Source organism: Mesorhizobium ciceri WSM4083 (genome assembly GCF_000519305.1).
In the GTDB taxonomy this organism is placed as follows: domain Bacteria; phylum Pseudomonadota; class Alphaproteobacteria; order Rhizobiales; family Rhizobiaceae; genus Mesorhizobium; species Mesorhizobium ciceri_B.
In genome coordinates, this window is record NZ_JAFG01000006.1 from 299439 (window position 1) to 315718 (window position 16280).

12 protein-coding genes are annotated in these 16280 nt (G+C 63.3%); 6 read left to right on the forward strand and 6 right to left on the reverse strand.

Features of this window, described 5'->3' with window-relative positions:
- Window positions 1–9: 9 nt before the first annotated feature.
- The 3 genes from MESCI2_RS0114890 to leuS all read right to left on the reverse strand — a co-directional run bounded on the left by MESCI2_RS0114890 (window position 10) and on the right by leuS (window position 6175).
- Window positions 10–2685, reverse strand: a complete 2676-nt coding sequence (locus MESCI2_RS0114890; protein WP_027037281.1) for a DNA translocase FtsK — start codon at window positions 2683–2685, stop codon at window positions 10–12.
- Between the two features lie 300 nt (window positions 2686–2985).
- Complete coding sequence (gene lptE, locus MESCI2_RS0114895) at window positions 2986–3564, reverse strand: LPS assembly lipoprotein LptE (protein WP_023811749.1); 579 nt, start codon at window positions 3562–3564, stop codon at window positions 2986–2988.
- Complete coding sequence (gene leuS / locus MESCI2_RS0114900) at window positions 3551–6175, reverse strand: leucine--tRNA ligase (RefSeq protein ID WP_027037282.1); 2625 nt, start codon at window positions 6173–6175, stop codon at window positions 3551–3553. The genes lptE and leuS overlap by 14 nt, the downstream gene beginning before the upstream one ends.
- A 155-nt stretch (window positions 6176–6330) precedes the next feature.
- On the opposite strand from leuS, the gene MESCI2_RS0114905 reads away from it, so the two are divergent.
- Together MESCI2_RS0114905 and MESCI2_RS0114910 are read left to right on the forward strand one after the other, a co-directional pair.
- Window positions 6331–6993: a YggS family pyridoxal phosphate-dependent enzyme gene (locus MESCI2_RS0114905; protein WP_027037283.1), complete on the forward strand. Its 663-nt coding sequence runs from the start codon at window positions 6331–6333 to the stop codon at window positions 6991–6993.
- Between the two features lie 110 nt (window positions 6994–7103).
- Entirely contained in the window at window positions 7104–8153 is a 1050-nt protein-coding gene (locus MESCI2_RS0114910) for an aldo/keto reductase (RefSeq protein WP_027037284.1), read from the forward strand.
- Between the two features lie 45 nt (window positions 8154–8198).
- Here MESCI2_RS0114910 and MESCI2_RS0114915 read toward each other — a convergent pair whose 3' ends face one another.
- A complete protein-coding gene (locus MESCI2_RS0114915) occupies window positions 8199–9107 on the reverse strand; it encodes a LysR substrate-binding domain-containing protein (RefSeq protein ID WP_027037285.1) in 909 nt (302 codons plus the stop codon).
- A 119-nt stretch (window positions 9108–9226) separates the two neighbouring features.
- Between MESCI2_RS0114915 and MESCI2_RS0114920 the strand changes: the two genes are divergently transcribed.
- Together MESCI2_RS0114920 and MESCI2_RS0114925 are read left to right on the forward strand one after the other, a co-directional pair.
- A complete protein-coding gene (locus MESCI2_RS0114920) occupies window positions 9227–10408 on the forward strand; it encodes an MFS transporter (RefSeq protein ID WP_027037286.1) in 1182 nt (393 codons plus the stop codon).
- 58 nt (window positions 10409–10466) lie between these two features.
- Entirely contained in the window at window positions 10467–11501 is a 1035-nt protein-coding gene (locus MESCI2_RS0114925) for an aldo/keto reductase (protein ID WP_027037287.1), read from the forward strand.
- 178 nt (window positions 11502–11679) lie between these two features.
- Here the strand turns inward: MESCI2_RS0114925 and MESCI2_RS0114930 are convergent, their stop codons facing one another.
- Complete coding sequence (locus MESCI2_RS0114930; protein ID WP_013529022.1) at window positions 11680–11952, reverse strand: usg protein; 273 nt, start codon at window positions 11950–11952, stop codon at window positions 11680–11682.
- 301 nt (window positions 11953–12253) lie between these two features.
- On the opposite strand from MESCI2_RS0114930, the gene acs reads away from it, so the two are divergent.
- Together acs and MESCI2_RS0114940 are read left to right on the forward strand one after the other, a co-directional pair.
- Window positions 12254–14209 carry an acetate--CoA ligase gene (gene acs / locus MESCI2_RS0114935; protein WP_027037288.1) on the forward strand — a complete coding sequence of 652 codons (1956 nt, stop codon included), beginning with the start codon at window positions 12254–12256 and terminating at the stop codon, window positions 14207–14209.
- Window positions 14209–14952 carry an MOSC domain-containing protein gene (locus MESCI2_RS0114940; protein ID WP_027037289.1) on the forward strand — a complete coding sequence of 248 codons (744 nt, stop codon included), beginning with the start codon at window positions 14209–14211 and terminating at the stop codon, window positions 14950–14952. Before acs ends, MESCI2_RS0114940 begins: the two co-directional genes overlap by 1 nt.
- On the opposite strand, the gene MESCI2_RS0114945 is transcribed toward MESCI2_RS0114940, so the two are convergent.
- Entirely contained in the window at window positions 14953–16221 is a 1269-nt protein-coding gene (locus MESCI2_RS0114945; protein WP_027037290.1) for an SAM-dependent methyltransferase, read from the reverse strand. It lies immediately after the preceding gene.
- Window positions 16222–16280: the final 59 nt, after the last annotated feature.

Here is a 16280-nt window from a genome sequence, read left to right on the forward strand (position 1 = left end):
TAGGTCCGCTCAATCCGCGCCGTCATCCTCAGGCGCGCTCGCCGGCTGGCGCCGGCCCATGATGATTTCGCGTTTGCCGACATGGTTGGGTGTGCCGACCAAGCCTTCCTTTTCCATGCGCTCGACCAGGGATGCGGCGCGGTTGTAGCCGATGCCGAGGCGGCGCTGGATGTAGGACGTCGAACACTTCTTGTCGCGCACCACCACCTTGACCGCCTCGTCGTAGATGGCGTCGCTGTCTTCGGCTGCAACGGATCCCTTGTCGAAGACCGCGCCCTGATCTTCTTCGATTTCGTCCTCATCCTCGTCGGCCGTTACGGTTTCCAGATATTCAGGGCGGCCCTGCGCCTTGAGATGCGCGACCACATGCTCGACCTCCGCGTCGGAAACAAACGGCCCGTGCACGCGCGAAATGCGCCCGCCGCCCATCATGTGCAGCATGTCGCCCTGGCCAAGCAGCTGTTCGGCGCCCTGCTCGCCCAGGATGGTGCGGCTGTCGATCTTGGATGTCACCTGGAAGGAAATCCGGGTCGGGAAATTGGCCTTGATCGTGCCCGTGATGACATCGACGGAGGGGCGCTGCGTTGCCATGATCAGGTGAATGCCGGCAGCGCGCGCCATCTGCGCCAGACGCTGGATGGCGCCTTCGATCTCCTTGCCGGCAACCATCATCAGGTCAGCCATCTCATCGACGATGACGACGATGTAGGGCATCGGCGCGAGGTCGATTTCCTGCTGTTCGAAAAGCGGTTCGCCGGTGCCCTTTTCGAAGCCGGTCTGCACGGTCATGACGACGGTTTCGCCCTTGTCGCGGGCTTGAGCGGCACGCTCGTTGTAGCCGTCGATGTTGCGCACACCGAGCCGCGCCATCTTGCGATACCGGTCCTCCATTTCGCGCACCGCCCATTTGAGCGCGGTGACGGCTTTCTTGGGATCCGTGACGACGGGCGTCAGAAGGTGCGGGATGCCGTCATAGACGGAGAGTTCGAGCATCTTGGGATCGACCATGATCAGCCGGCATTCCTCCGGCTTCAGCCGGTAGAGCAACGACAGGATCATGGTGTTGATGGCGACCGACTTGCCGGAGCCGGTGGTTCCGGCCACGAGCAAATGCGGCATCTTCGCCAGCTCGGCGATGACGGGCTCACCGCCAATCGTCTTGCCGAGACAAAGCGCCAGCTTGCAGCTGGTCTTGCGGAAGCCCTCCGATTCGATCAGCTCACGGAAATAGACGGTTTCGCGCGTCTCGTTCGGGAGCTCGATGCCGATGACGTTGCGGCCGGGCACGACGGCGACGCGCGCCGAAATCGCCGACATGGAGCGGGCGATATCGTCGGCAAGCCCGATGACGCGGGAGGATTTGACGCCCGGCGCCGGTTCGAACTCATAGAGCGTGACGACAGGGCCGGGACGAACATGAATGATCTCGCCGCGCACGCCGAAGTCTTCGAGCACGCTTTCCAGGAGATCCGCGTTCTGCTCGAGCCGCTCCTGCGACATGTAGAAGCCTTGTCCCTCCGGCGGCTGCTGCAAGAGCTCTTCCGAGGGAAGCTCATAGGGATCGCCCGCGGTCGACAGCACGACCTTTCCAGCCCCAGGCAAGCGCGCGGAGCGGGCGGCAACGGCCCGTGCAGAGACCTTCATACTTGGCGCGGCCGAAGCGGAAACGGCGTCGCTTTTGGCGGCTGGGATTGCGACAGGCTGGACCGGCGACGGCGCATTGCTCGCCGGCACGTCAGGTTGGGCGACGGCCTGGTTCGAATTGGCCGGCCAAACATCCGGCAACGGCTTCAAGGCCTGGCCCGGAAGGCAGTCGATGACGCGAAACAACGCGGTGGCATCGGTCCCTGGGCGGATGTCGATCGGCATAGTGGTGACTGGCGCCACGGCCAGCGGCGCAGGCGACGCTGGACCGGTCTGCCGGGCCGGCGACGAAACGTCGACCAGATAGGGTGCCATGGCCTCGAAGAAGGCATGATCCGAAAGATACGGCCAGCGCAGCCTTTCGGTTTTGATCGGGGCGCCCGGAGCAACGGACGCGCGCGCGGATGCCCGTCCCGTTGCGATCGTCCTCGGCGGCACCGGCGCAACCGCTGGCACCTTCTCCCTGGCGCGCGCCGTAGGGACAAAAGCAGCAGCCGGCGGCAGTGGCCCTTGTGTGGCGCGGCCGGCCAGCGGCGGGGAAGCAGGGCTTTTCACCGAAGCCGGCAATGCCAGCAGCGAAGGCGCGGAGGACGCCCCGCCGATCATGGATTGCGCAACGGCTTGCTCTGCCGGGCGCGTCGCGGCGTGTTCGACAACACGCTCGTGCTGCGGACGATGCTTCCTGGCCTCATAGTCCGGCGTGCGTGTAAAACGCACGTTGGGTGCAAGGAAGAAATATTCCTGCCAGGCGGGGCTCTCGATATCGCCGGTTTCGGAAGGCGTATCGTCCGAGCTACCCCTCGGCTCCATATAGGGCCGCTTGTTGCCGCCGAGGTCGACCACCGGCGCGGAATAGCCGGCCTGGCGTGTGGCGGACTGCCGGCCGGCCGGCTCCTTGCGAGCCGGGCGATCAAGGTCGCCTGCCGCGGAAGAACCTCGCTGGCCGCCCCTGTCGCCGATGCTCTCCAAGCGCTTCCCCTCGGGATCATCAGGCGATGCGGCCGTCGACAAATTGACCCGGGAAAAACGCTTGGCTTCCATTCTCAAGACTCACTTTGAAATGTCTGCCGAGCAATAGGGAGCGAGTGGTTAACAGTTGCTTCCCGGATGGGTCGCCGACGATCCTGAGCGCCAAAATCTTCGCGAGCGACGCGGCACGATCGTCGCCTCGCCGCACCCACCGCGGAGGCGCGATCTACTCGCTGTGCCGCAGCAGGCCGATGGATATCCTCGGACAATCCCTGTTCGGGAATCTGGCTCTGTTCGGGATCTGGTCATGATCCCGCGATCACCCCATCATGCCTGGGGCGCCGGACCGTTTCCATGAAGCGATGAGGTGCGCTAGCCGGTCTTGCCGTGCCGGACAAGGTCCTGGGCAATGGACAGTTGCAGCGCTTCCGCCAACTCTCGCGCAGCGCGATTCTCGGCGTCGATCTGCGCCCGGTATGCGGCGAATTCCTGACGCGGCCTGTCGAAGGACGAGGTGATCGAACGCTTGCCGGATGCGATCACCACGCCGGTCTTCGCATCGGCCAGCGTATAGCTGCCTGTCAGCGTCACGGAACCGGCGGTCGGTTCGTCTTCATCCGTTCCGACCTGCACAAGTGCCGCGGACTCGACCGCTTCGGTCACGCCGAGATTGAGCGAATAGGCCGGCGAGGCCGGCTCGCCGGCGCCTCGTCCAAACCCGAAAATGAGATTGTTGCGCACCTGTTGGCCGTAACGCGTATTGACCGGCTTGATGCCGATCAACGCCAGTTCGGCACTGGCACTGGCCTGCGAACCCGATAGTGGCGCGCTCGAATAGAGCGGCCGCACCGTGCAGGCCGAGACAAGCGCGAGCGAACCTATCAGGCCGGCAAGCGCGATGCGGCGCAGCAAATGGCTCAACTCTGTCTTTTCCCGATCAGGCAACGACATTGACGATCCTCTGCGGCACGATGATCACCTTGCGCGGAGCCTTACCTTCAAGTGCTTTCTGCACGAAGTCGAGAGCCAATACCGCTTTTTCGACCGCACCTTGGTCCGCGTCGCGGGCAATTGTCAAATCCCCCCGCTTCTTGCCGTTGACCTGTACCGGATAGGTGACTTCGTTGTCGACGACCAGCGCCGGATCGAAGACCGGCCAGGGCCGTTCGGCAACGAGATCGGTGCCGCCAAGCGTTGCCCAGCACTCTTCGGCCAGATGCGGCATGACCGGCGCAATCAGATGCACGAGAATCTCCACCGCCTGCCGGCAGGCGCCTTTCAGCGCTGCATCGGCCTTGCCTTCGGCCACCTCGTTGAGCGGCGTGGTGAGCGCGTTGGCCAGTTCGTAGATGCGGGCGATGGCGCGGTTGAAGGCGAGCTTCTCGATATCCTCTCCGACCGCCTTGAGGATCTTGTGCGCGGCCTTGGAAACGACCGCGGCCTCGCCGCTGCTGGCCGCTAAGGGCTCGATACCGGCCAGTGTTTCGGCCGCCGTCGACACCAGGCGCCAGATGCGCTGGATGAAGCGATGCGCACCGGCGGCGCCATCGTCGGTCCATTCGACATCGCGCTCGGGAGGAGAATCCGACAGCATGAACCAGCGCGCCGTATCGGCGCCGTAGCCATCGGTGATGTCTTCCGGGCTCACCGTGTTCTTCTTCGATTTCGACATCTTTTCCAGCGGACCGATGGCGACGGCCTCGCCGGTGGCGATGTCGATGGCGCTGCGCTTGCCGTCGACATCCTCCAGCCGAACTTCGGTGGGCGCCAGCCAGCGGCCATTCGATGCCGAGCCGACACGATAGGTTTCGTGCACCACCATGCCTTGCGTGAACAGGCCCTTGAATGGCTCGGCCAGATCGACATGACCGGCCTCGCGCATGGCGCGGGTGAAGAAGCGCGAATAGAGCAGATGCAGGATCGCGTGCTCGATCCCGCCAATATACTGGTCGACCGGCAGCCATTCGTTGGCCGCCTTGGGATCGGTCGGTTCATGCGCCCACGGCGCGGTGAAGCGGGCAAAGTACCACGACGAATCGACGAACGTGTCCATCGTGTCGGTTTCACGCCGTGCATCCCTGCCGCATTGCGGACATTTCACATGGCGCCATGTCGGATGCCGGTCGAGCGGATTGCCCGGGCGATCGAAATCGACATCGTCGGGCAGCTTCACCGGCAGGTCCGCCTTCGGCACCGGCACCACGCCGCAAGCCTCGCAATGGATCATCGGGATAGGGCAGCCCCAGTAGCGCTGGCGCGAAATGCCCCAGTCGCGCAGGCGGAAATTCACCTTGCGCTCGGCCATCGGCCGGTTGCCGATGGTCTTCTGCTCCAGCAGTTTGGCGACTTCGTCGAAAGCCTGATCCGGCTTCATGCCGTCGAGAAAGCGCGAATTGATCATCACGCCGTCATCGACATAGGCTTCATCGATGATCTGGAACGTCGCCGGATTCTCGCCTTCAGGCATCACCACCGGAATCACCGGCAGGCCGTATTTGTTGGCGAAGTCGAGGTCGCGCTGGTCGCCGGACGGGCAGCCGAAAATGGCGCCGGTGCCGTATTCCATCAAAACGAAATTGGCGACATAGACAGGCAGCGTCCAGTTGTCGTCGAACGGATGGACGACGCGGATGCCGGTGTCGAAACCCTTCTTCTCAGCCGTCTCCAGCGCCGCCACCGAGGTGCCCATATGGCCGATATCCTCGATGAACTTCGCCAGCGCCGGATTATGCGCAGCGGCCTTCTTGGCCAACGGATGATCAGCGGCGACAGCCATGAAGGAAGCGCCGAAGATGGTGTCGGGCCTTGTCGTATAGACTTCCAGCTCATGCTCGCCATCAGAGGCGTCGGCCAGAGGCCAGCGGATCAGCAGGCCTTCCGAGCGGCCGATCCAGTTCTGCTGCATCAGCTTCACTTTTTCCGGCCATTCGTCGAGGCCGTCGAGCGAATCCAGCAGATCCTGGGCGAAGTCGGTGATCTTGAAGAACCACTGCGTCAGTTCGCGCTGTTCGACCAGCGCGCCCGAGCGCCAGCCGCGCCCGTCGATGACCTGCTCGTTGGCGAGCACGGTCATGTCCTCCGGATCCCAGTTGACCTTGGAGGATTTGCGCGTCACCAGCCCCTTCTCGACGAAGTCGAGGAACAGCATCTGCTGGCGGTGATAATAGTCGACGTCACAGGTGGCGAATTCGCGCGCCCAGTCCAGAGACAGCCCCATGACCTTGAGCTGCTCGCGCATGGTGGCGATGTTCTGGTAGGTCCACTCCTTGGGATGGACCTTGTTCTGCATCGCCGCGTTTTCGGCCGGCATGCCGAAGGCGTCCCAGCCCATCGGGTGCAGCACGTTGAAACCCTTGGCCCGCTTGTAGCGCGCCACCACGTCGCCCATCGTGTAATTGCGGGTATGACCGATATGGATGCGCCCCGACGGATAGGGGAACATCTCCAGCACGTAGTATTTCGGGCGCGGATCGTCATTGTGCGCTTCGAACAGCTTCTTGGCGTCCCAGGCCTTCTGCCATTTGGGCTCTGACGCGCGCGGATTGTATCGTTCGGTTGCCATGGGACGTTTTTCACTTAAAAGCATGCGCGAACTGCGGGCGACGGCTCGGCAGTTCAGGGAATGTGGTCCGGGTGTTCACCATGGTTTGGCAAACCCGTCAACCATATGGGTATCGCGTCTGACAAAAACGCCGGTCAAAACAGCAGGATTTGCATATGGGCGATGCCGTTCAGCAGTTTTTCGCGGTCAAGGCGAAGATCGCCGCCGCCGAGCGCGAGGCAGGTCGCGAAACTGGTGCCGTGACATTAGTCGCGGTCTCCAAGACCTTTGACGCTGCCGATATAGTTCCGGTCATCGAGGCCGGCCAGCGCGTCTTCGGCGAGAACCGGGTGCAGGAGGCGCAAGGCAAATGGCCTGATCTGAAGGACGCATTTCCCGACATCGAACTGCATCTGATCGGCCCGTTGCAATCCAACAAGGCTCGGGAAGCGGTGGCGCTGTTCGACGTCATCGAGACGGTCGATCGCCAGAAGATCGCCGCAGAACTCGCCAAGGAGATCGCCAAACAGGGCCGCGCGCCAAAACTCTATGTCCAGGTCAACACCGGCTCCGAGCCGCAGAAGGCCGGCATCGAGCCCCGCGACGCCGTGGCCTTCGTCGCCCGCTGCCGCGAGGTGCATGGCCTCGCCATCGACGGCCTGATGTGCATCCCGCCGGCCGACGAGAATCCCGGTCCGCATTTTGCGCTGTTGGAAAAGCTCGGCAAGGAAGCCAACGTCGCCAAACTCTCGATGGGCATGTCCGGCGACTACGAAACAGCAATCGCCTTTGGCGCCACCAGCGTGCGGGTGGGATCGGCGATCTTCGGCACTCGCTGAGACGCAACGGCCTTTGGGCCAATCCGACAGGCTCGTTGCTCCAGGGCTGGAAACGAAACGTACCGTTCCTATTTGCTTTGCGTCATCACAAACTCTCTGGAGCCGCCACCATGCGTTACAACCAGCTTGGAAATACGGGGATGTTCGTCTCTGAACTGTGCCTCGGCACAATGACCTTCGGCGCCGCCGGCCAGAATGCCCAATGGGGCCTGATCGCCAGCCTCGACCAGAAGGGCGTCAATGAGATCGTCGCCCATTCGCTGGCCGCCGGCGTCAATTTCTTCGACACCGCAGACGTCTACTCCTTCGGCGAGTCCGAGCGCCTGCTTGGCCAATCGCTCAGGGATCTCAAGGTCAACAGGCAGAATGTGGTCATCGCCACCAAAGCCCACGGCGCCATGGGCGACGGCCCGAACCAGCGCGGCTCGTCACGCGGCCACATCATGGACTCGGTCGATGCCAGCCTGGAGCGGCTGCAGCTCGACCATATCGATCTCTACCAGCTGCACGGCACCGACGCGGTGACGCCGATCGACGAAACGCTGCGGGCGCTCGACGATCTCGTTGCCAGCGGCAAGGTTCGCTATGTCGGCGTCTCCAACTGGGCGGCATGGCGCATCGCCAAGGCGCTTGGCATCGCCGAGCGCAAGGGCTTTGCCCGTTTCGAGACCGTGCAGTCCTATTATTCGATCGCCGGCCGCGACCTCGAGCGCGAGATCGTGCCGCTGCTCAACGAAGAGAAGCTCGGCCTGATGGTGTGGTCGCCGATGGCCGGCGGCCTGCTCTCCGGCAAGTACGGCCCCGGTGCACCCGGCAATGGCGAAGGCCGCCGCGCGTCCTTCAACTTCCCGCCGGTCAACGAAGACCGCGCCTGGGCGGCCGTTGCCGTCATGCGCGAAATCGCCAAAAAGCACGATGTCAGCGTCGCCACGGTGGCGCTCGGTTATGTCCTGGCCAAGCCCTTCGTGATGAGCGCCATCATCGGCGCCAGCCGCATGGAGCAGCTGGAGCAGAACCTTGCCGCCACTGAAGTGAAGCTCGACAGCGACGATCTGCTTCGTCTCGACGAGGTCAGCGTCCTGCCGTCCGAATATCCCGGCTGGATGCTGGAGCGCCAGGCAGCGGGCCGCCGCCCGGCGCCGTTCACGCCGAAAGCATAAATATAGCCCACGCTGACATCCCGGGAGCCCGTGGCTCCCGGGATGTCAGCTCAGCCGAACGCTCTCGCCCAGAAAATCGAGAAAGGTGCGCACCCGCGCCGGCAGATGCCGGCCCTGGCCGACATAGACGGCGTGGGTGGGCTCCTCGTCGCCCGGATTGAATGCCTCCAGTAGCGACACCAGCCGACCGGCGGCGATATCGGCCGCCACATGCCAGCGGGCCAGCCGGGCGATGCCCGCGCCCGCCAGCGCCATCAGCCGCATCGCCTCGCCATCGCTGACCAGCGTGTTGCCGGTGATCGGAGCCATGATGGCGCGGCCGTCCGCGTCGAGGAACGGCCAGCCATCGAGATGCCTGACGAACCCGAAGCCCATGCGGTTGTGCCCGTCGAGATCCGCTGGCGTCAGCGGCGTGCCGTGCGCCTCCAGATAGGAAGGTGCTGCAACGACGACCACCGGGCTTTGCCCGAGCTTGCGCGCCACCAGCCGTGACTCACTCAGCGGCCCGGCACGTATGGCGACATCGGCGCGTTCCGCCATCAGGTCGATGACGCTGTCGGTCAGCACCAGATCGACTGAGATCTCGGGGTAGCGTTCGAGGAACCGAGGCAGAAGCGGGATCAGCCGGTGCACCCCGAAGGGCACGTAGCTGTTGACGCGCAAGCGCCCGCGCGGTGAAGCACCCGCCGCTGCCTCCTGCTCGGCCGCCGCCATGTCGGCGAGGATGCGCAGGCCGCTGTCGTAGAACGCGGTACCTTCCGGCGTCAATTGCAGCTTTCGCGTCGAACGGCTGACCAGCCGCGCACCAAGCCGGGCCTCCAGCCGCGCGATCAGCTTGCTCACCGCTGAAGGCGTCATGCGCAACGCGCGTGCCGCGGAGGAGAAACTGCCGTCCTCGACGACGCGCACGAACACTTCGATCTCGCCGGAGCGATTGATGTCGGGCCTGGCCATTTGTGAATCTATTTCACAGAAAATGTGCCCAAGGCAAGTCTGGTTCACAATGCAGGGAAGCACGATCTCAGGGGTCGGGGCGCGGGACGGCGCTCTTCGCCATCGAAGTGGAAAACGCCATGCCTCTTGCTCTTTACGCGCTTGCCGCCGGTGCCTTCGGCATCGGCGTCACCGAATTCGTCATCATGGGTCTGCTGCTCGATGTCAGCAAGGATCTCGGCGTTTCGATCACGGCCGCCGGCCAACTCATTTCGGGCTATGCGCTTGGCGTCGTCATCGGCGCGCCCCTGCTGACCATCGCCACCGGCAACTGGCCGCGCAAGACCGTGCTTCTGGCACTGATGGCGATCTTCACGCTTGGCAATCTCGCCTGTGCGCTGGCGCCCGACTACTGGACGCTGATGGGCGCCCGCATTATCACCGCCTTCGCCCACGGCACATTCTTCGGCGTCGGCTCTGTCGTCGCCACCGGACTGGTCGCACCCAACAGGAAGGCCTCGGCGATTGCGCTGATGTTCACCGGCCTGACCATCGCCAACATCCTCGGCGTGCCCTTCGGCACCTGGCTCGGCCAGGCCTTTGGGTGGCGGGCGACCTTCTGGGCGGTGACAGTGGTCGGTGTGGCGGCCTTTGCCGTCATCCTGGCCCTGGTGCCACGCAGCCACACGGCGCCCGAAAAGAGCGACCTGCGCGCCGACCTCGCCGTTTTGCGCCGCACCCCCGTCCTGCTCGGTCTCGCCACCACAGTGCTCGGCTATGCCGGTGTCTTCGCCGTCTTCACTTATATCGCTCCGTTGCTGACCGAGATCAGCGGCTTCAAAGAAGCGGCCGTGTCGCCGATCCTGCTCGTCTTCGGTGGCGGCCTCATTGCCGGCAATTTGCTTGGCGGCAGGGTCGCCGACCGCTGGCTGGTGCCGGCCGTGCTCGGCAGTCTCGTGGTGCTGGCCCTGGTGCTTGCCACCATGACCTTCGCCATCCACAGCCAGGTGATGGCCGTGATCTATGTCGGCCTGCTCGGTGCCGCCGCCTTTGCTACCGTGGCGCCGCTGCAGATGTGGGTGCTGGAGAAGGCGCAAGGTGCGGGCCAGAGCCTCGCCTCATCCTTCAACATCGCTGCTTTCAATCTCGGCAACGCCGCAGGCGCCTGGCTTGGCGGTGCGGTGATTGCCCATGGTCTTGGTCTGGGTGCACTGACCTGGGTCGCTGCCCTGCTGCCGCTCGCGGCGCTCGGCGTGGCCGGACTGGCGCTGCGTCTCGATCGCACCGTCACGCTCGGCGCACCTGCCTCCATACGGTCGTGACCGTCCTCTGCAAACCCGCTTTCGACACCCTTCATTCCACACCCTCAGGAGTAAAAAGATGGATTATCGACGTCTCGGTGCATCGGGCCTGAAAGTGCCCGCACTCTCATTCGGCGCGGGAACCTTTGGCGGTTCCGGCCCGCTGTTCGGCGCCTGGGGCAACAGCGACGCCAGGGAAGCGCGGCGGCTGGTCGACATCTGCCTGGAGGCCGGCGTCAATTTGTTCGACACCGCCGACGTCTATTCGAACGGCGCCTCGGAAGAGGTGCTTGGCGAAGCGATAAAAGGCCGCCGCGATGCCGTCCTGATATCGACCAAGACCGCGCTGCCGATGGGCGACGGACCGGCTGACTATGGCTCTTCCCGGTCGCGGTTGATCAAGTCGGTGGACGCCGCGCTGAAGCGTCTCGGCACTGACTATATCGACCTGTTGCAACTGCATGCTTTCGACGCCGGCACGCCGATCGAGGAGGTTCTGTCGACGCTGGACGAACTCGTGCGCGCCGGCAAGCTGCGCTATGTCGGCGTCTCCAATTTCTCCGGCTGGCAAGTGATGAAGTCGTTGGCGCAAGCCGACAAGCACGGTTATCCGCGCTATGTCGCGCACCAGGTCTACTACTCGCTGGTCGGCCGCGATTATGAATGGGAGCTGATGCCGCTCGGCCTCGACCAGGGCGTCGGCGCGCTGGTGTGGAGCCCGCTTGGCTGGGGCCGCCTGACCGGCAAGATCCGCCGTGGCCAGCCCTTGCCGGAACAGAGCCGGCTGCACGACACGGCAAGCTTCGGACCGCCGGTCGAGGACGAGCATCTCTACCGGGTGATGGATGCGCTTGACGCGGTGGCGCTGGAGACCGGCAAGACCGTGCCGCAGATCGCCATCAACTGGCTCCTGCAGCGCCCAACCGTGTCGTCGGTCATCATCGGCGCCCGCAACGAGGAACAGCTTCGCCAGAACCTCGGCGCCGTCGGCTGGACCTTGACGCCGGAGCAGATCAAAAAACTCGACGCGGCGAGCGAGGTCACCGCGCCCTACCCGTATTTCCCCTATTACCGCCAGGAAGGTTTCGCCCGGCTCAACCCGCCAGCGGTGTGATTAAGTCGCGGTCCTACGTTCCGGGACCGCCATAGATATTGGAAGTAGCCGAAGCCCTCAACTTCGTCATCCACGGGCGGAGCAGCCGCGAAGCGGCGTCGCGAAGACCCGTGGATGACGAAGCGATTGATGTTTCCGCCAATCACTGGCGGTCGATAAAAATGCCTGCGACGTGCCCTCAATGCAGCACGAACTCACCATCCACCTTGCGCCATTCATTCGGCGCGATCAGCTTCTGGTGGGTGTAGCTGATCGAATGCAGCGGCCCGTCCAGCTTGGCCTTCCAGAATTCGATGAACTTGATCAGCACCGGAAACTTCGGCGCCAGATCGTAGTCCTGCCAGATGAAGCTCTGCAGCAGATGCGGGTGATCGGGAAAGTGATAAAGAATCTTGGCCGTGGTCAAGCCATAGCCTTTGAGCATCAAGTCCATTTCGGCATGGTCGCGCATTACGGTCCCCAGGTTGATTCGCCTGTCCTCCCACGGCTGATTGTGCGCGCCGCTAATTAATCGTCTATTGATTTTTTCTCATCTGAACCGGCTTTAGCATGCAAAAACATGCAGTTAGCAGCGCACCTCTTCGAGTGCTGACAGCCTTGGAGAAGCCACCTGCGGCATCCCGCCGCGCGAATCCAACGTCTAATGTTGCCGTAACGGCGGAACTGGTAATAATGCCGCCGAATTCGCGGCCGTGCCGCTGCGATCCCGCCGGCATTTCAAGCCGGCGATTGGTTCGGGAGGAAAGTCAGGAATGTCCGAGGTTCATGTCCATCGCGTCCAGCCGGCGTGGAAGAAAAACGCGCTGATCGACAATGACACCTACCTGAAATGGTATGCCGACAGCATCAAGAATCCGGACAAGTTCTGGGGCAAGCACGGCAAGCGCATTGACTGGTTCAAGCCCTTCAGCAAGGTCAAGAACACCTCCTTCGACGGCAAGGTCTCGATCAAATGGTTCGAGGACGGACTGACCAACGTTTCCTACAACTGCATCGACCGGCACCTGAAGAAGCGCGGCAACCAGACCGCCATCATCTGGGAAGGCGACAATCCCTACGACGACAAGAAGATCACCTATAACGAGCTCTACGAGCATGTCTGCCGGCTCGCCAATGTGATGAAGAAACACGGCGTCAAGAAAGGCGATCGTGTCACCATCTACATGCCGATGATCCCGGAAGCCGCCTATGCGATGCTGGCCTGCACGCGTATCGGCGCCGTCCATTCGATCGTGTTCGGCGGTTTCTCGCCGGATGCGCTGGCCGGCCGCATCGACGACTGCAAGTCGACCTTCGTCATCACGGCTGATGAAGGCCTGCGCGGCGGCAAGCCGATCCCTTTGAAGGAAAACACCGACAAGGCGATCGAGATCGCCGCGAAGGCCGGGACGAAAGTCGAAAAGGTGGTGGTCGTGCGCCGCACGGGCGGCAAGACCGGCTGGGTTTCGGGTCGCGACGTCTGGTACCACGACGAGGTCGCGACGGTGAAAGCCGAATGCAAGCCCGAGAAGATGAAGGCCGAGGACCCGCTGTTCATCCTCTACACATCGGGCTCGACCGGCAAGCCCAAGGGCGTGCTGCACACCACCGCCGGCTATCTCGTCTACGTTTCGATGACGCACCAATATGTCTTCGACTACCATGACGGTGACATCTACTGGTGCACCGCCGATGTCGGCTGGGTCACCGGCCACAGCTACATCGTCTACGGCCCGCTCGCCAACGGCGCCACCACGCTGATGTTCGAAGGCGTACCGAACTATCCGTCGCAGTCGCGCTTCTGGGAAGTCATCGACAAGCACAAGGTCAACATCTTCTACACCGCGCCGACGGCGCTGCGCGCGCTGATGGGCGCCGGCGACGCGCATGTCGCCAAGACATCGCGCAAGTCGCTGCGCGTACTGGGTTCGGTCGGCGAGCCGATCAATCCGGAAGCCTGGGAGTGGTATTTCAACATCGTCGGCAACGGCAAGGTGCCGATCGTCGACACCTGGTGGCAGACCGAGACCGGCGGCATCCTGATCACGCCGCTGCCCGGCGCCACCGACCTCAAGGCGGGTTCGGCGACGCGGCCCTTCTTCGGCGTCAAGCCGCAGCTGGTCGACGGCGAGGGCAAGGTGCTGGAAGGGGCGGCCGACGGCAATCTGTGCATCACCGATTCCTGGCCGGGCCAGATGCGCACCGTCTATGGCGACCACGATCGCTTCGTGCAGACCTATTTTTCGACCTACAAGGGCAAGTACTTCACCGGTGACGGCTGCCGCCGTGACGCCGACGGCTATTACTGGATCACCGGCCGCGTCGACGACGTCATCAACGTCTCCGGCCATCGCATGGGCACGGCCGAGGTCGAATCCGCACTGGTCAGCCACGACAAGGTTTCGGAAGCCGCCGTCGTCGGCTATCCGCACGACATCAAGGGCCAGGGTATCTACTGCTACGTCACGCTGATGGCCGGCGAGCAGCCGAGCGAGGATCTGCGCAAGGAGCTTGTTACCCATGTCCGCAAGGAGATCGGCGCCATCGCCTCGCCCGACAAGATCCAGTTCGCGCCCGGCCTGCCCAAGACGCGTTCCGGCAAGATCATGCGCCGCATCCTGCGCAAGATTGCCGAGGACGATTTTTCAGCGCTCGGCGATACCTCGACGCTCGCCGATCCGGCCGTCGTCGATGATTTGGTCGCCAACCGGCAAAACAAGAAGAGCTGATGCAGGCAGCGCTTGGCATTGTCAGTGAGCTTTGGCGCTATCCGGCGAGTTCGCTTGCCGGCGAGCGTCGCGAAACAATCTCGGTCGACATCGAGAGCATTAAGGGCGACCGCATGTTCGGCCTTGTCGACGCGTCCGACAATGAGATCGCGCGACCGGACCGCGACGCGAAATGGCATAAGGTGCCGCGCATTCGCACCCGGCTGTCGCCGGCCCGCGAACTTGAGATCGCCATCCCGGGCGGCGGCTGGCTGGCCGCGCCAGGTATCGAGAGCGATCGCGCAGTGTCGGCCTATCTCGGCTTCGAGGCCTCGATCCGGCCGTTTCGCCGCGAGAGTGCCGGGCCTGACTATTCCGGCCCGCTGACCGCGGAGCGCTACCGCAAGGCGCCGATCCATCTGTTGACCACCGCCTCGCTGGCACGCCTGAAAGCGCTGCATCCGGAAGGCACCGCCGACCCACGCCGCTTCCGCCCCAACATCGTCGTCGACATGGCGGCCATCGAAGGGTCGTTTCCCGAAACGGAATGGATCGGCCGCAAGCTTGCCGTCGGCGATCTCCTGCTGACCATCTCGGAACCCTGCCGCCGCTGCGGTTTCACCATCATTGCCCAGGATGGCTTCGACCAAGATCCGGCGATCCTGCGCAATCTGGTTCGCCATAACTCCCACAATCTCGGCGTCTATTGCACGGTAGACCGGCCGGCGCGGGTCGAAGTCGGCGACGCGATGCGCTTCCTGTAGCTATCGATACAGATCCGCCCGCGTCGGCGGCAGGCCGCTCGGGCCGCGTGCGCGCTTGGTGACGACGGTCTGGAAAATCTGTGCCGAGGCGCGTTCGAAGGTGATCGAACAGCCGGTCAGGTAGAGCAGCCATAGCCGCGCCCTGGCCTCGCCCACCTCGGCGATAGCCTCGTCGAAGCGTGCATGCAGGCGCTCGGCCCACAGGCGACAGGTGCGGGCGTAATGCTCGCGCAGATTCTCGACATCGTAGACGAGAAAACCGTGCGCCTCCAGATTGCCTGTCGTCATGCCGATCGTGTCGAGTTCACCGCCGGGGAAAATGTATTTGAGCAGCGCCTTGTACTCCGGCCCCTTGCGCAGGGTCTTCTTGATGTCGCCCTTGCTGCGCCTGGTGATGGCGTGGTGCAGATAGATGCCGCCGGGCTTCAGCAGGCGGTGGACGGTTGAGAAATAAGTCGCGTGGTTGGCGAGGCCGAGATGCTCGAACATCCCGATCGACGAGATCTTGTCGAAGCTGCCGGTGAGTTCGGCATAGGATTTGATCTCGATGGTGATGCGGTCTTCCAGCCCTTCGGCACGGATGCGTTCGCGGGCAAGATCGGTCTGCGCCTGCGACAGCGAGACGCCGTGGCCAATGATGCCATAATTCTTCGCCGCATGGATCAGCATGGCGCCCCAGCCACAGCCGATGTCGAGCAGCCTTTCGCCCGGTTTCAGCCGGAGTTTGCGGCAGATGTGGTCGAGTTTGTCGGCCTGCGCCTGGTCGATGCTGTTGGCGAAATCCTTGAAGTAGCCGCAGCTGTAGACCATGCGCTCGTCGAGGAAGAGCCGGTAGAAGGCGTTCGAAATGTCGTAGTGATGCTGGATCGCCTCCTGGCTCGAACCGCTGACATAGGGATTGCGCCCCGACAGATCGGTCCGCGCGCTCATCTGCTTGCGTGCCAAAAGCACGGAAGACAGGTCGCGCAGGATCGCCATTTTCGGCAGCGACTTGAGCTTGGTTCTGAGCTTGCCTTGCGACGGCAGGGCGTAGAAGTCGAAAATCGTCCCGTCTTCGATATTGATCGTCTTGGAAATCCACATCTCGATCAGCGTCGACAGGGACGGTCGCTTCACCACCTGCCAGACGATGTCCTGGTCGTTGATGGTGAGCACCGGACCCGTGGCGGGGCCGATCCGCTCTCCGGTCCATAGCCTGACGGCAAATCCCGGTTTCAATGTTTCGATCACCGTTCGAACGATGCGAGCGGCCTTTTCGGCTGCCTCCATGCGATTCCTCCGAATGCCGGCCCCCGGAGCGGAAGTTTGCCCGGCCTGCCTGGCAATCG

What these genes read in the sequence shown, in the direction of transcription:
- MESCI2_RS0114890 (WP_027037281.1), bottom strand. Translation starts at nt 2,685, where the DNA reads ATGGAAGCCAAGCGTTTTTCCCGGGTCAATTTGTCGACGGCCGCATCG.
- lptE (WP_023811749.1), bottom strand. Translation starts at nt 3,564, where the DNA reads ATGTCGTTGCCTGATCGGGAAAAGACAGAGTTGAGCCATTTGCTGCGC.
- leuS (WP_027037282.1), bottom strand. Translation starts at nt 6,175, where the DNA reads ATGGCAACCGAACGATACAATCCGCGCGCGTCAGAGCCCAAATGGCAG.
- MESCI2_RS0114905 (WP_027037283.1), top strand. Translation starts at nt 6,331, where the DNA reads ATGGGCGATGCCGTTCAGCAGTTTTTCGCGGTCAAGGCGAAGATCGCC.
- MESCI2_RS0114910 (WP_027037284.1), top strand. Translation starts at nt 7,104, where the DNA reads ATGCGTTACAACCAGCTTGGAAATACGGGGATGTTCGTCTCTGAACTG.
- MESCI2_RS0114915 (WP_027037285.1), bottom strand. Translation starts at nt 9,107, where the DNA reads ATGGCCAGGCCCGACATCAATCGCTCCGGCGAGATCGAAGTGTTCGTG.
- MESCI2_RS0114920 (WP_027037286.1), top strand. Translation starts at nt 9,227, where the DNA reads ATGCCTCTTGCTCTTTACGCGCTTGCCGCCGGTGCCTTCGGCATCGGC.
- MESCI2_RS0114925 (WP_027037287.1), top strand. Translation starts at nt 10,467, where the DNA reads ATGGATTATCGACGTCTCGGTGCATCGGGCCTGAAAGTGCCCGCACTC.
- MESCI2_RS0114930 (WP_013529022.1), bottom strand. Translation starts at nt 11,952, where the DNA reads ATGCGCGACCATGCCGAAATGGACTTGATGCTCAAAGGCTATGGCTTG.
- acs (WP_027037288.1), top strand. Translation starts at nt 12,254, where the DNA reads ATGTCCGAGGTTCATGTCCATCGCGTCCAGCCGGCGTGGAAGAAAAAC.
- MESCI2_RS0114940 (WP_027037289.1), top strand. Translation starts at nt 14,209, where the DNA reads ATGCAGGCAGCGCTTGGCATTGTCAGTGAGCTTTGGCGCTATCCGGCG.
- MESCI2_RS0114945 (WP_027037290.1), bottom strand. Translation starts at nt 16,221, where the DNA reads ATGGAGGCAGCCGAAAAGGCCGCTCGCATCGTTCGAACGGTGATCGAA.